This is a genomic window from [Mycoplasma] cavipharyngis (assembly GCF_042984175.1).
In the GTDB taxonomy this organism is placed as follows: domain Bacteria; phylum Bacillota_I; class Bacilli_A; order Mycoplasmatales; family Mycoplasmoidaceae; genus Mycoplasma_N; species Mycoplasma_N cavipharyngis.
In genome coordinates this window covers 825,681-841,773 of the sequence record NZ_CP155569.1, presented here as the reverse complement: position 1 = coordinate 841,773, position 16,093 = coordinate 825,681, and the positions used below count along the sequence as shown (strand labels likewise).

At 24.0% G+C, this 16,093-nt stretch carries 13 protein-coding genes and 1 riboswitch; of the genes, 8 read left to right on the top strand and 5 right to left on the bottom strand.

The features are described from left to right. Positions 1-866: 866 nt before the first annotated feature. Positions 867-1,001 carry a hypothetical protein gene (locus MCAV_RS03350; protein ID WP_391591713.1) on the bottom strand — a complete coding sequence of 45 codons (135 nt, stop codon included), beginning with the start codon at positions 999-1,001 and terminating at the stop codon, positions 867-869. A 256-nt stretch (positions 1,002-1,257) separates the two neighbouring features. On the opposite strand from MCAV_RS03350, the gene MCAV_RS03345 reads away from it, so the two are divergent. The 3 genes from MCAV_RS03345 (at position 1,258) to MCAV_RS03335 (ending at position 7,563) form a co-directional block, all read left to right on the top strand. After that, positions 1,258-1,590, top strand: coding sequence for a hypothetical protein (locus MCAV_RS03345; RefSeq protein ID WP_391591712.1), 333 nt, complete (start codon positions 1,258-1,260; stop codon positions 1,588-1,590). Positions 1,591-1,702: 112 nt separating this feature from the next. After that, positions 1,703-1,972 carry a hypothetical protein gene (locus tag MCAV_RS03340; protein WP_391591711.1) on the top strand — a complete coding sequence of 90 codons (270 nt, stop codon included), beginning with the start codon at positions 1,703-1,705 and terminating at the stop codon, positions 1,970-1,972. A gap of 755 nt (positions 1,973-2,727) precedes the next feature. Next, positions 2,728-7,563: a type ISP restriction/modification enzyme gene (locus MCAV_RS03335; RefSeq protein ID WP_391591710.1), complete on the top strand. Its 4,836-nt coding sequence runs from the start codon at positions 2,728-2,730 to the stop codon at positions 7,561-7,563. A gap of 108 nt (positions 7,564-7,671) precedes the next feature. Here MCAV_RS03335 and MCAV_RS03330 read toward each other — a convergent pair whose 3' ends face one another. The 3 genes from MCAV_RS03330 to MCAV_RS03320 all read right to left on the bottom strand — a co-directional run bounded on the left by MCAV_RS03330 (position 7,672) and on the right by MCAV_RS03320 (position 10,925). Beyond that, on the bottom strand, positions 7,672-8,331 hold the full coding sequence (locus MCAV_RS03330; protein WP_391591709.1) for a superoxide dismutase: 660 nt from the start codon (positions 8,329-8,331) through the stop codon (positions 7,672-7,674). A gap of 119 nt (positions 8,332-8,450) precedes the next feature. Continuing rightward, positions 8,451-10,181, bottom strand: a complete 1,731-nt coding sequence (locus tag MCAV_RS03325; protein ID WP_391591708.1) for an ABC transporter permease subunit — start codon at positions 10,179-10,181, stop codon at positions 8,451-8,453. Positions 10,182-10,187: 6 nt separating this feature from the next. After that, entirely contained in the window at positions 10,188-10,925 is a 738-nt protein-coding gene (locus tag MCAV_RS03320; RefSeq protein WP_391591707.1) for an ATP-binding cassette domain-containing protein, read from the bottom strand. Between the two features lie 76 nt (positions 10,926-11,001). Continuing rightward, a riboswitch (TPP riboswitch) is annotated at positions 11,002-11,109 on the bottom strand. A gap of 118 nt (positions 11,110-11,227) precedes the next feature. Here MCAV_RS03320 and rplU point away from each other — a divergent pair. From rplU to rplA, 5 genes are all read left to right on the top strand, one after another. Further along, entirely contained in the window at positions 11,228-11,581 is a 354-nt protein-coding gene (gene rplU / locus MCAV_RS03315; RefSeq protein ID WP_391591706.1) for a 50S ribosomal protein L21, read from the top strand. A 3-nt stretch (positions 11,582-11,584) separates the two neighbouring features. Further along, complete coding sequence (locus tag MCAV_RS03310; protein WP_391591705.1) at positions 11,585-11,887, top strand: ribosomal-processing cysteine protease Prp; 303 nt, start codon at positions 11,585-11,587, stop codon at positions 11,885-11,887. A 25-nt stretch (positions 11,888-11,912) separates the two neighbouring features. Continuing rightward, positions 11,913-12,215 carry a 50S ribosomal protein L27 gene (rpmA, locus tag MCAV_RS03305; protein WP_391591704.1) on the top strand — a complete coding sequence of 101 codons (303 nt, stop codon included), beginning with the start codon at positions 11,913-11,915 and terminating at the stop codon, positions 12,213-12,215. Between the two features lie 172 nt (positions 12,216-12,387). Then, the gene (gene rplK, locus MCAV_RS03300) at positions 12,388-12,843 is read left to right on the top strand and encodes a 50S ribosomal protein L11 (protein ID WP_391591703.1); all 456 of its coding nucleotides are present in this window, start codon (positions 12,388-12,390) and stop codon (positions 12,841-12,843) included. Positions 12,844-12,857: 14 nt separating this feature from the next. Further along, positions 12,858-13,538, top strand: a complete 681-nt coding sequence (gene rplA, locus MCAV_RS03295; RefSeq protein ID WP_391591702.1) for a 50S ribosomal protein L1 — start codon at positions 12,858-12,860, stop codon at positions 13,536-13,538. A gap of 104 nt (positions 13,539-13,642) precedes the next feature. Here rplA and MCAV_RS03290 read toward each other — a convergent pair whose 3' ends face one another. Beyond that, the gene (locus MCAV_RS03290; RefSeq protein ID WP_391591701.1) at positions 13,643-15,094 is read right to left on the bottom strand and encodes a substrate-binding domain-containing protein; all 1,452 of its coding nucleotides are present in this window, start codon (positions 15,092-15,094) and stop codon (positions 13,643-13,645) included. Positions 15,095-16,093 lie beyond the last annotated feature (999 nt).

Here is a 16,093-nt window from a genome sequence, read left to right as displayed (position 1 = left end):
AAAACAAAAAAAGGATTTTTAGAAAGAAAAATAAACGAATTTCAATCGATATTAGTAAAAAAACTGCAATTTTTCTCAGTTATTTTTCTTTTATTACTTGGTTTATTAATTATTTTTGTAATAAACTCAATTTCTTATTAAAACTTGAAAAATTATTTTTATATTTTAACAATAAACAACAGTTGTTAGTTTTGACAAAAAGTATCTAAAATCTAAGATTATTTGTTTTATCTAATAAATTAAGACTTATTGGCTTTTTCATTATGTAATTTAAGATAAGAAAATGATGAAATTTAATGATTAAATTATGATCAGAAATATTTCTTTCTAAGAATTTATAATTATAAGGTAGATAGTCAATTAGTTTTAAATTGAATTATTAAAATCATTATTAATATTCAATTGATGTTGCATCAACAGATTATTAATGATCCTAATAAATTCAATGAAATTAAAGATGAAAAATATGTTTTTAATTTAATTTTTATCTTTTGATCATTAAGTTTAGAAACACTATAATTAATCGATTATTAGAATATCAAAAAAATTAAATCCAATTAAATCACTAATTAAAATCGATTGAAAATAAGATCTTTGTTTAAAACTATTATTAAACATTTAGAAATTCAATAAAATTTTATTTAATTAATAATTAATTAGAATTTTTACATTTAAATTATTTTCATAAGTAAATAATATTTTTATTAATTAATAAAAACTTTTTTAAAATTACTATTTTAATAAAGTTTAAAAAATATTATTCAACAAATTAACATTTTTAATAAATTAATATTTTAAATCAATTAGAAAAATTGCCTAATGATTATCAAAAAAGAATGATTTTTAAAACATTGTGTAAAAAAGTTTTAGAAACTGCTCCATTTTTTAAAAAACGATGTTAAATAAGTTTGAAAATGAAATCAATTTCCTGCTAAAACAAATTTACCTGATACAGGAATTGATCTTGTAGTATTAGATAATAATGGACAATATTGAGCCATTCTATGTGATTATGATCCTATTTTTATTAAACGTTATTTTTCAAAAAATAATATTTATTCATGATATAGGAATAATAGTAATAAAACAAATAAAACTTATGGAAGCAATAAAAAAGATATTGATAGTTTTATTGCTGCAAGTTCAGCTGAATTTATCATTGATGGAATCACTAATAAATTTAGTCAAAAATATATTTTTAGTACAATTCGTTCTGCAGATGATTCAGATATTGCTATTGTTTTTGGACAAGAAAAAATGGATATTATCGGAATTAATTGAAATAAATTTGATTTAAATCAATTTGATGAAAATTCAAAACTTGAAATTGTTGAAAATAAAAAACTAAAAAACCATGAACTTTGTATTGTTGATGATATTATTAGCACCTTTAAAAAATATGATTATTGAGAATTAGGTTTAGATCTTAGATGTGAAAAAAATTGAAATCTTGTTTTACTAAAAATTTTTGAAAAACTATATGATGAATTTCATAAACCAAATCAATCGTTTAATATTCTTTATTTAGCTAATTCGTTTTTTTGAATTATGAGAAACTATTTTTGAATTAAAAAATCAAAATGATTTTAAAGATTTAAAAATTTTTGGAATTTGTAGATATTTTAGAACTAGTGATGAAGACACATATCAAAAAGAACGTTTTTATTATTCTAATAATAATAATAATAAAATACCATTTCTTATGACAAACGATTTAGAAGCAATTGCTGAAAAATGTAATAGTTCTTCTAAAAGAATTAATATATTTTTTTCAACCTATGAGTCAAATAATGTGATTATGGATTTAATAAAAAAATATAATATTGTTTTTGATTTTGCTGTTTATGATCAAAAGTGTAAATATTTTGGATTTTTGCCATATGATAACGTGTTTACTAATATTTCTTTAAATTTTTATAAAAAACGACTTGATATAGATTGAGAAAGCTACCTTCTTTTTACTAATTTTTAATTGTTTAAAATTTAATTGCACATAAATTACTAATAACAAAAATTTATATTAATTATTACTAAAAATTAATCATAAAATCAAGACTGATAATTTTATTAATTATTGATCAAACATCTATTAATTTTTATTCTATATGTTTAATTTTTATTAAAGTAATTACTTAAAATCTTTTATGTGATTATCATATTATTTTATAATGGATATTGAATTTTTATCAGCATTTTTTTATCATATTATTTAACATAATTAAACTTAAATTAGCAATCATTAGTTCAATGATTTTAGTTGTTTATTTGGTATTTTGATTTCAAAATCATAATCTTAATAATAAAATAATTGATTTCAGAAATTTTAGTATTAATAATTATTATCAAGTTAATGAGTATTAAGATGATTGGTTTTTGTAGATATAGTTATTATGTTCTAATTTCTAAAAAATTAATAGTATTAGTTTGTTTATTAAATTGATCTTGTGTATACTAAAATTGCAGTGTTTAATTTTTAAAATTGTGAACTTAAAAATTACTATCAATACTATCATACTAAAATTATTAGTATCGTTTCAATGCAATAGATTTAATTAAATAAAAAATATTGTCTAGATTTATATCAACTATTTTTAAAATCACAAGAACAAGAAATAATAGCAAAATTTAAAATTTTAATCTAATTAAAAAGATTATAATTTTCGTAATTGATGTCAACAATAAATTGATATCTTGAATAAAAATTTTGATGATAAAAAGAAAATAATAATGACCAATTTAGAAAAATTTTCAGATCTACTTGATCAACTAGAACAACGTGTTAAAAACACTAGTGAAAAAGGTAGAGTTTTTGAATTATTATGTCAAGCGATTTTAAGAACTGATCCCTTTTTTAAAAGTGAAATTAAAGAAGTTTGAATGTGGGATCAATTTCCTGGAAGAGGTAAGAAAACCGATATGGGAATTGATCTTGTTGCTTTAGATAAAGATAATAATTATCGAGCAATTCAATGTAAATTTTTTAATCCCAATAACAAAATTCAAAAAAAGGATGTTGATACTTTCGTTTCTGAAAGTACTACTTTTGATTTTGTTATTGACAATCAAACCCATTCTTTTAGTAATGATCGCTATCTTTTTGCTACTACTAATAACATTAGTAAAAATATTGATCAAAATAAATTTATCTTTTTTGGTCCAGAAAAAATCTCAAAATTAGATATTGATTGAGATCAATTTCAATGAAAAGATTTTTTTAAAAATCAGAAAATTAATTTTTTAGAAAAAAAGAAATTAAGAAGGGATCAAGAAGATGCTGTTAAAGCTGTAATTGATGGTTTTAAAACAAGTGATCGTGGGAAATTAGTTATGGCTTGTGGAACTGGTAAAACACTTACTTCACTAAAAATTGTTGAACAACTTTATCACCAACATCATCAACCTAATCAAGCATTTAATGTCCTTTATTTAGTTCCTTCAATTGCTTTATTATCACAAACAATTATTGAATGAAGAATTCAAGCAGAGTTTGATGATTTAAGAACTTTTGCCATTTGTTCAGATGTTGGTTCTGCTGATATTGAAAATATTGATCAATTAAGTGATCAAATTTTAAATTCATTACCAATTCGCGCTACAACTGATGTAGCAAAAATTGCTAATCAATATCATAGTCATTTTAGAAAAGTTAATATTTTCTTTTCAACTTATCAATCAATTAATGTTATTGCTGAACTAGCAAAAAAACATAAACTTGTTTTTGACATTGCTGTTTGTGATGAAGCACACAGAACAATTGGTGGTTATCTTAAACATGATGAAAAAGAAAATGTTAATTTCATGAAAATTCATGAAGATCGTTATGTGCCTGCTAAAAAACGTTTGTATATGACAGCAACTGAAAAAATTTATACTGAACGTGCTAAAAAACAAGCTAAAAAAGAAGGTTATGATGTTTATTCAATGGACCAAGATGAGCATTATGGTCCGCTTTTTCATCGTTTAAGTTTTGGTCAAGCAATTACTCAAGAACTTTTATCTGACTATCGTGTTATTGTTTTTGAAGTAACCAATAAACAAGCAACTGATGGATCATTAGAAATTGATCTTGATACTAATGCTAAAGTAATTGCATCATTAAATGCCATCTCAAAAATTTCAAGCAAAACTTATAATTTTAGTTATGATCCAACACCAATGAAACGCGTTATTGCTTTTTGTAGCAGAATTGAAGATGCTGAAAATATTGCTGCTGCATTTAATCAATTTTCTAAAGACAACTATTTAAATGATGATCGAATTGTTATTCCTGTTGCAGATGTTATTAGAGGTAGAGATCCATCTAAGATCAAAACTGAAAAAATTAATTGGTTAAGTAAAGAAATTGAATCTGATCATTGCCATATTTTAACTAATGCACGATGTTTAACCGAAGGAATTGATGTGCCTTTATTAGATGGAGTCATTTTTATGAATGATAAACAATCTCAAGTTGATATTATTCAAGCAGTTGGTAGAGTGATGCGTAAGGGTGATGAAAAAAAATATGGTTATGTTATTATTCCTGTTTTTGTTAATGATGTTCAATCAATTGAAGCAGAAATAATAAAAAAAGATCAATATAAAACTGTTTGAAGAGTGATTAAAGCATTAAGATCACATGATGAAAGATTAAATACTAAAATTAATAAAGCAGATGTAACAGGAGATTTGCCTGATAATATTTGTGTCATTAAACTAAATCAATTTTATTCTCCTGATGGTTTTTATGATCAAAAAGGATTTGATACTGATCAACCTACAACAAATCCTGCTTTAAAATATACTTTAGCAACTGAAGTAGATTTAAAATCAATTGCTAAAAGTTTTACAGCAGCAACTGTTGAAAAATGTGGCGATCGTTCATATTGAGAAAATTGATCAAAAAATGTTGGTGAAATTACTAATAATATTGCCATTAAAATTAAACAACAATTAGAAAATAATCAAAAATTAAATAATTCTTTTAATGTTTTTTTAAAGAAAATGCAAGAATTATTAAATCCAAAAATTAGTCAAACAGAAGTGATTAATATGTTAGCAGAACATGTTGTGACATTACCAGTTTTACGTGCTATTTTTCATCAAAATAAAATTATTGATATTAATCCTGTAGCACAATTAATGGAGGCAATGGTACAGAAATTTAATGGCACTGAAATTGAAAGAAAAAATTTAGCAAAATTTTATCAAGAGGTAGAAGAAAAAGTTCAAAATATTAAAGCATCAGAAGGAAGACAAAAATTAATTAAAACTCTTTTTGAAAATTTCTTTCAACACGCTTTACCTAAAACTGCAGAAAAATTTGGTATTGTATATACGCCAATTGAAATTGTTGATTTTATTATTAATTCAGTTAGTGAAATTTTAAAAAGAGAATTTAATCAATCAATTGCAAAAGAAAATATTAAAATTCTTGATCCATTTACAGGAACAGGAACTTTTATTGTTCGATTATTAGAAAAATTTAAAGAATTAGGTGCTGATAATCAGACTTTAAAATATAAATATTTAAATGATGTTTGATGTAATGAAATCCACTTATTAGCATACTATATTGCATTAATTAATATCGAGGATATTTATGGTCGATTAACTCATGAATATTTATCTTTTAATCATGCTCTATTAACCGATACCTTTCAGTTATCAGAAAAACGTTTTAATAAAAACAAAAATTTTTCTTTATTTGAAAATGATTACCCGTTTCAAGAAGTTGATAATAAAGCTAAAGAACAAGATCAAGCCAATATTCGCATTATTATTGGTAATCCGCCATATTCTGGCAAACAAAAAAATCGATCAGATAATAATAAAAGAACTAGTTATTTCAATTTTGATAAAATCGTTAGAAGTAAATATGTAGATGGTTCATATAATTCAAGTTTAGTTTATGATTCATATGTAAGAGCATTTAGATGAGCAACTGATCGTTTAGGTGATAATGGAATTATTGGTTTCATTACTAATGGCGGTTTTATTAAAAATCTTGCTTTTAGAAAATTTCGAGCAGCATTAAAAAAAGAATTTTATCAAGTTTATATTATTGATTTAAGAGGTAATTTTAGAAAATTTAATTCAAAAGAAGGTGGTAATGTTTTTGGACAAAAATGTGGCACAGCTGTAAGTATTGTTTTTCTTGTAAAAAATAATAATAAAATTTCTGAATCACATATTAATTATTATCAAATAACTAATAGTTTAAAAACTCAAGAAAAACTTAATCAAATTCAAAAAACGAAATCGATTTATAATTTAGAATTTAAAAAAATTATTCCTGATAAAAATAATGATTGATTAAATCATAAAAATCCAGAGTTCTATAAATTTATTAGTATTGGCAATAAAAAAAATAATCAAATATCTTTATTTAATAAAAATTATTCTTTAGGAATTGAAACAACTAAAAACGAATGGTTATATTCATTTGACAAAGAATCTTTAAATGAAAAAATGAAGGAGTATATCAAAGAATTCAATAGATTAGCAAATGAATTACATAATGATGCTAAATTTCAATCAATAAACAATTCTGATGATCAAGAAAAATATGTTATTGATTATATTAACAATAATTCAAATCTCAAAATAAAAATTAGTTATTCTCAATTTTTATTGATTTGTAACAAAGAATTTATAGATGATAAAAAAACTGAAATAAGAACTTGTTATTACAAACCTTTTGTTAAACGTTATCTTTATTTTAATGAACAAATTATTCAAAATAAATATCGTTCATTAAATATTTTTCCTCAAAATGATACAAAAAATATTTTAATTTCCACATCAGAATCATCAGATTGATCAGAATTTAGTTGTTTAGCAACAAAAGGATTAGTAGATCGTGGTTTTATTTCAGGGAACCAATGTTATCCATTATATTGATATCAAAACAACAAAGAACCTAACTTATTTGAAAATAATTCTAGTAATAAAAATTATGCAATTAATTCAGAATTAGTTAATTTATTTAGGAAAAAATATAATAATCCTAATATCAATGAGTTCCATATATATATATATATATATATATATATATATATATACGCCCTATTTCATCATCCTACTTACAAAGAAAAATATCACAACAATTTGATGCAAGAATTACCACGGATTCCTTATTTGAACCACTTTGAAAAAATTGTGGAAATCGGTCAGAAATTATTGGATCTTCATGTTAATTATGAAGATGTTCCAGCTAATCAAAATGTTAAGATTGAATACTTTAATGTTGATCCCAACCAATTGAGCAAACAACATTATGAAATAAGAAAAATGGCCTTATCTAAAGATAGACAAACATTGAAATTTAATGATTATATTACGATCAAAAACATTCCTTTAAAAATGCATGATTATCAAGTAGGTGGTCGACCAGTTTTAAATTGAATTATTAGACAATATCAATATTCAATTGATCCTGAATCAAATATCATTAATGACCCCAATAAATTCGATCAAGTTAAAGGTGGAAAATATGTTTTTGATTTAATTTTGTCATTAATTACACTAAGTTTAGAAACACTTGACTTAATTGATCAATTACCAGAATATCAAGAAATTTAATTTTTTAAAATGATGCAATATAAATAAAAGTAGTTGCAATCTTTTAATTAAGAAAGCAACTACTTTTATTATGAGTTTATGTGAGAATTATTAATCTTTCATAATTAATTATGAACAACCACTACAACATACTTTTTCAGGATTATCACTATAAGAAGATTGAGCATGAATTAAATTACGATGTACATTTTTTCAATTAATAATTTTTCAAAAATTAGTTAAATATTCAGCCCGACGGTTATGATATTTTAAATAATAAGCATGTTCTCATACATCTAGTCCTAAAATTGGAATTTGATGATTCATTAATGGTGAATCTTGATTAGGAGTAGAAATAATTTCTAAAGTATTATTAGTATTAAAAACTAATCAGGCTCATCCTGAACCAAAACGACTTTTAGCAACTTGTTCAAATTTTGCTTTAAATTGATCAAAACTGCCAAAACTTTTAATTAAAACTTGTTCTAATTCTTCAGGAATTGCTTGATTTTTTTCAGGTGATAGAATTTCTCAGAAAAAATTATGATTAGTAAAACCACCACCATGATTACGAACAACTGTTTTAATGTTTTCAGGCAAATGGTTAAATTCAATCATTAATTTAGCAATAGGAACTTCAAATCCTTCAGGATAAAATTTACTCAAACAATCATTTAAATTATCTAAATAACCTTGATGGTGTTTAGTATAGTGGATTTCCATTGTTTTAGCATCAATTTCTGGTTCTAAAGCATTGTAATCATAATTTAGTTTAGGAAGTTTAAACATAATTTCTTTCTTGTAATATTAGATATTAATTCAATGACTTTAATAATAATATTAATATTGGATATTTTAATTTCTAATTTAAAGATAATTAAAAATTAAATTTTTAGTGATTAATCACATTATTGTTTGTTTAATCTTATTTTGTTTTTGAATTGTCAATAAAGATTAGTTCATATTTTAGATCAAAAATATTTTTTTTGAATATTTTTAATTAACAATTTTCTTTGTAAATAAGAACTAAATTCTAAAAATAATATACCAGCCCAAAAAGTTCATAAATAAACAGCAAACGATGAAGGATTTCTCACTTCTAGAGCAACAAATTTTTGTCCAAAAAGTGAAGCACCAAACGCACCCATAATGACAACATCACGAACGGCAATTTCAAATTCAAACCCACTTAAATTAATAATTTCTTTTTTAATGTTAGGTCATAAATAATGTCAAACAATTCAAAAATAAGAGTATTTTAGCATTCGATAATAATTAATTTGGGTTCTTGAAATCCGGTATAAAACAGCATTAATTTTTTTAGCTAAACTAAAACTATTATGAAAGATAATTAAAACAACTGCAGTTGATTGGGGTGTATTAAAAATCGGATTAAATAAATAGAATAATAAAACAATTGGAAATGATCGCATTAATAAATTAAATACAGCAAAACTATAAGCACAATATTTATTAATCACTTTATGAGAAGATAAAATTCCAAAAATGATTCCAAAAACAATCGTTCAAATAAAAATTGTAACTGCTTGTAAAATGACTAAAAAGAATAAATAAAAGGGATTATCATCAAGACTACTAATACCAAAAAGATTTCATCTAATATCAAAAACTTGAGCAATATAATTAATCATATTAGCATTATCTGGACTAGTAAAATTAATTTGGGTTAGTGAATAAATAATAATGATGGTGAAAAAAAAGAATAAAACTAATTTTAGCTGATCAAAATGATAAATTTTTTTGGCATTAACTTTAGGATTTAATGATTTAATTCGTTTTATTTTTTTAGTTAAACTATTATAAAAACTTAATAAAATTTCAAAAAATAATAAAGTAATAAATAGAAAAACAAATGGAATTAAAACTTCTTGAAAGTTTTTTTCTGCTTTAACAATTGGTTCATAAATTAATGAACCAATTCCAGAAATTCCTAATGATCCTAAAATTGATGTCCAACGCAAATTAGATTCAATTGAAAAAATTAAAAACAGAAAACTTTTATCTTGAATTTGTGGTCAAACAAATTGATAAAACAACATAAATTGGTTATAGCCAATACGATGGTGAAAATGATATTGTTTATTATCTAAACCTCTGAAAAGATTAATAAAATACTTATGTAATCATAATCAAGTAAACCAATAATAAATCATAATGGCAACACTATAATTATTAAAACCAGTTTTTCATAATCCAATAAAAACAAAAACAGGAAAGGCTCTTAAAATAATAATGATTCAATTAATGATTAAAAGCCAACGTTGTTTTAAAAAATGATATGAACTTAAATAAGCAGTAATTAATGCAGTAATTCATCCTGCAATCGTTCCTAAAAAAATATTACCTAAAGTAATAAATAAAAAGTTAATTGATAATAATGTTAAATTGTATGAAGGATAACTTGAATTAACATTAATAGGATTAAATAATAATTTAAGATAACTAGTAAATAGTGAAAAACTTTGTGAGTAAAAACCAACATTTTGTGATCAAAATAAAACAATTAAACCACTAATAACTAAAACTACTAATGTGAACTTAACTCAAGGTCGAATTTGTTTTTTTAATGTGTGATTTTGATCATAATACCAATCAAAAAATCAGTTGTGTTTAATCATAATTATTTAATAAACTAAGTCTAGATCCTCTTTAGTAACATCTTTAGTTTTTTTATAAAATAAAATTTTGCCATTTTTGATTGCTAAAGTTTTATTAGAAATTTTTTTTAATAAATTAAGATCATGAATATTAATTAGAATACAACAAGAATGAATTTTTTGTAATTGTTTAATTAAATCAATCGTTAATTCAGCAGTAACTTGATCTAAAGCTGAAGTTGGTTCATCAGCTAAAATTAAATGGGGTTTTTTTAATAATAACTTACTAATTTCCACTCTTTGTTTTTGCCCTTGAGATAATTGGTTAATTGATGCAAAAGCATGTTCAATAATTCCTAGCTTATCAAGTGTTTGAAAAATATTAAGTCGTTGTTGATAGTCTAAATAAAATAAAATTTTTTTCCATCACACTTGCTGGTTCATTAAATCACGTTTAATTGTTAAATAAACAGTATCATCTTCAAAAGAATTAACTGTTTGTGATAAATAACCAATTTTTCTAACTGTTTTTTTTCACGTTTTTTTATTTAATGTTTTCAAATCTTGATCTAAAAAAATGATGTTGCCACTAACAACCATTTCTTTATGTAAAATCGAATTTAGTAAAGTTGTTTTACCTGTGCCTGATTTACCAATAATGCAAACAACATCATTGTGATTAGCACTAAAACTAATATTTTGTAGATTGATTTTAATTTTAGGATTATATGCAACATTAACTGCATTAAACTTAATTAAAGCCATATTGATTAAAACAATAAAAAATTCTTGCTTGTAATTGATGATTTTCTACTAAGCAAGAATTATTATTTTAATCAAAAATGATCTTTTAACATTCTTGCTCCGCTAGTATTAACTAGATCAGCTAATTTAAGAGTACTTCTCAATTTTTAAAAAAGAATTTTTAAAAATGCCCCTGATGTTATCTATAATAAGTTATTATATCTATTTATTATCTTTTTTGATATAATTTTTTAGATATTATTGATTTAAATGTTATTTAGTTAATTTTCATCAACACTAGGAATTTAAAATCTAGTGTTTGTTTGCTGCAAAAAATTAGTTTTGCAATTAAAAAAAATTATAAGAAGGAGGTAATTATGGCTGCAGTTTTTGTCATTGGTGGTCAACAATATACTGCTAATGTTGGTGATACTTTATACGTTCAACCAATTAGTGCTGAAGTTGGTCAAACAGTAAAGTTTGATCGAGTTTTAATGGCTAATAATCAAGTTGGTAAACCAACATTGGCTAATGCTTATGTTTTATGTGAAGTAGTTAAACATGGTAAACAAAAAAAAATTAAGATTATCAAGTTTATTCCTCAAAAACACCACTTTAAACGTCAAGGTCATCGCCAAGGTTATACTAAATTAATCATTAAAGAAATTAAAGTTTAATGAATGATTGAAATTTTTATTAGTCCATCAACAATTATTGTTACTGGACATGCTAATTATGACAATAATAATGATATTGTATGTGCAGGAGTGAGTGCAGTAGTTTTAGGTGCTTGTCAATTATGAATTAAAAACAGTAATATAATTATTCAACAAACAATTGAACCAGCACAAATTAAAGCGAAATTTACTACTGCTGCTTTAAATAACCAACAATTAGTTGCTCAAAGGCAATTATTAATTTTTCAACTAAAAAAGATTGCATTACATTATCCTAATTATGTTCAAATTAAGCAAATTAATTAAATTAAAAGAAAGGGAAGTTGTTAAAATGTCAAAAATAATTTATCATTTGCAATTTTTTGCTTCTAAAAAAGGAGTTGGATCAACTAAAAACGGTCGTGATTCTAATCCTAAGTTTCTAGGCGCTAAACTAGCTGATGGTCAAACTGCTAAAACAGGACAAATAATTTATCGCCAACGTGGTAATCGCATTTTTCCTGGTAAGGGCGTTGGTCAAGGTGGTGATGATACTTTGTTTGCTCTAAAAGATGGAATTGTTAAATACCGCCCATATTTAAAACGCAAAACTAAAGTTGAAATTGTTCCTGTTGTTACTACAAAAAACAATTAGTAATTAACTTAAAAATATAGATCAAATAACTAAAATAAATTAAATTGATAATATTTTGATTTTAATCTTAATCATTAAAAATAAGATATAAACAGTTATGTGGTAGAGTTTAATGATTGCTCATTATTAACCACAATAAGAACAAGAAAAAATATTTAAGAAAGTTGCTTATATGGCTGCAAAAAAAATTAATCGAATTGCTAAAATTGAACTAATTGGTGGTCAAGCCAAACCTGGACCAGCATTAGCTTCAATTGGAATTAATATGGGTGAATTTACTAAGCAATTCAACGAACGTACTAAAGATCGCATCAATGATGTTGTTCCAACAGTTATTACTGCTTATACAGATAAATCATTTACTTTTGAAGTAAAAACAACTCCAACAACAGTTTTATTAAAAAAAGCAGCAGGAATTGAAAAAGGTGCTAAAGTTCCTAACAAAGAAAAAGTTGGCAAAATTAGTTTAGAAAAAGCTTTAGAAATTGCTCGTTATAAATTAAGTGATGCCAATGCTTATGATGAACAAGCAATGTTGCGTATGATTGCAGGAACTGCAAAACAAATGGGATTGGAAATTGAAGGTGTCAATCCATTAAAAAATAAGAAAGATCAATCAGAAGGTTAAACTAAAAAATATTTATGGCAAAACGTTCTAAACGATATAAAGCAATTTTAGCTTCAATTGATTCTAAAAAAATTTATCCTGCTAAAGAAGCATTACAAATTTTAAAAAACCAATCAAATGTGAAATTTGTTGCTTCAGTTGATATTGCTGTTAAACTCAATTTAAATACTACTAAACCTGAACAACAATTACGTGGTACTTTTACTTTACCACATACTGTAAGTAAACCGATTCGAATTTTAGTAATTGATGATTTATTCACTCAAGAAGATGCTGATGCTTGTGGGGCTGATTTTTTTGGTGGCATGGATAAAATCGATGAAATCAAACAAGGTTGATTAGGTTTTGATTTAATTATTACTTCAGCAAAAATGATGCCTCATTTAGCTAAATTAGGTAAACTATTAGGTCCTAAAGGATTAATGCCTAATCCTAAATTAGGTACAGTTTCTAATGATTTAGTGAAAACAGTAATTGAATTTAAAAAAGGTAAAAGTGAATATCGTACTGATTCTTTTGGTAATATTCACATGCAAATTGGTAAAACCGATTTTAGTGTTGATCAATTAAAAGAAAATTATGATGCGATTATTGATTTATTACTAACTCGCAAACCAAGTACTGTTAAAGGAAATTACATTCAAAATATTTCTCTTTCAACAACAATGAGTCCAGGATTGAAAATTGAATTTTAATTTATTTTTCAATTAAAGTTTTTAATATTAAAAGAGCATAAAAAAACCATTCCTTTTATTTTTTATAAGGAATGGTTTTTATATTTTACTTAATTAATTTTTATTTATTGTTTAGGAGTAGAATCTGAAAAAATTTGATTGTATGTTGTAATATTAGCACCATCAACTAAAATTGGTTTTAATAAGAATGTATTTACTGCAGCAAACTCACCGCCAACTGAGTTAGTAGGTTTGTAAGTAGTTGTATCTAGTGTAACAAAAGTATTTGCCATTGTGTGTTGAGCCACTTGATTTTTATTATCTGAAGTAGAGCTTGCTGCTGGTTTAGGACTTAATTTATCTAAATCTGCTTTGAATTTTGTAATTGTTGCATCTTTATTAATTTCAGCTAAAATTTTTTCAGCAATTGCTTTACTTCCAGCTTGACTAAGTGTTGGATTATTTTTAATCATGTAATCAGCTCAAATTGCAACAACTTTTGCATTCCATTTATCAGATTTTGCAATGGTCATTAATTGATAACCATCAGAAATTCTTTTTAAATTTTCAGAATTAGAATCTTGACCAGTAATGTAATATTTTTTAGCATCATTTTTATTAGCTTCTAAAGCATTAATAACTGCTAATGCCATACCATCATTTGGTGCTAAAAAGGCTTTAGTTTTTGCAAATTCAGGACTACTTAAAAATCCTGCGACTTTTGTTTGAGCAGCACTATAATTTCAGTTAGCAATTGCTGCTTTATCAAAAGTTTCAGTACCACCAACAATTTTTACTTTATTTTTTAAAATATTATTTTCAGTAATAATTTTAAGAACTTCCATTGCACCACTATAGAAAAACTTAGCATTATTATCTGTTGGTGCTCCAGCAATTGCATAAATATATTGTTCTTCAAGTTGATCTAAATGAGGGGTTTTCATATCCATTGGACTCATACCCATAGTATCACCACCCATACTTCCAGTAGTACCGTGTTTTCCGCTCTCTTCACCTTTTTTAATTCAAGTTTGTAACTGCTCTTTTGATTGAAACACTACGCCATTGGTAAGTTTACTTAGTATTTTAGATGCTAATCATAAACCTTGTAATTCACCAACTTTTGCATTATCAAAAGCTGCATAAAAATAATATTGGTCACTAGAATTAATTAAACGATCATACGCAATAAAAGGAATGTTTTTGGCTTTTGCTTCATTAGCAATAGTAGCAGCACCATCATCATTAGCTCCAACAACCACTGCTTTTGGAATTGGACTTAATGATAATTGGGTTTGAAGAAAATTAGTTTGTTCAACTTGACTTTTAGTAATATTTGATGTTACTTTATATGATTTCTGTTCTTTATCCTTATATTGTAATAAACTATTTACAATTTCTTTTCTTGCATTAACTCATCTAGGATTATCAGGGTCAGCTAAACCAACCAAAATACGATCAGTATTAGATTCACCAACAGTTGCAACATTGTTGCTACATGCACTCAGTATTAAACTACCACTAATTGCAAGTAGCCCAAAGAAGACACTGTTTTTCTTAAATCGCTTAAATTTCATGTAATAAACTTTCTGTAAGATTTTAATAATTTATATAAATTAATAATTTTTAACTTTAATTTAATAAATTGAAGATTTTATATTTTTAATTTAAAAATAAGAAGAAATATTTGATATTTAATATTTAATATCATCTCTTATATTGTTATTATAGTTAGTTATTAAACATCCTATTTAATTAATACTTAATCTTGCTAGTTTAATTGATTAATCAGTTATTTAAAACTTTAGTTGGATGATTAAAAAAATTCAAAAAACTAAAAATTAACTAAATTTTAATTAACTAAAATTAATCAATTTAAATTTTTATATTTTAATTTTTAATCTTAATCATTAACTTGATAAGATTTAACAGTTATGTAAATAGATTTTAATGATGTTCATTATTCAATTACAATAAGAATAAAAAAATTATTTAACAAAGTTTCACATCTGATTGCATAAAAAAATTAATTTAATTACTAAAATCAAATTAATTAGTGATCAAACTAAAAGGATTAGCGTTGGTTTTAATTGGAATTAATATGAGTGAATTTATTAAGCAATTCAACAAAATGTACTAAACATTAAATTAATGATATTGTTACAACAATTATTACTTCTTATACAGATAAATTATTTACTTTTATAAAAATAACTACAACAACAGTTTTGTTAAAAAAAAGCATTATAAATTTTAAAAGAACAAACAAATGCTTAATTGGTTGAATTAGTTGATATTGTTTTTAAACTAAATTTAAACACTACTAAATTTGAATAACAATTACATGATAATTTTGCTTTAGTACATAGTGTAAGTAAATCAATTTGAATTTTAGTAATGGATGATTTATTCGATCAAGAAGATGCTGTTACTTGTGGAATTGATTTTTTGATAATATTGATATTCGAATTGATAAAAACAATTTTAGTGTTGATCAATTAAAAAAAATTATGATACTATTATTGATTTATTACTAACCCATAAATCAAGTACTGTTAAAGGAAATTATATTCAAA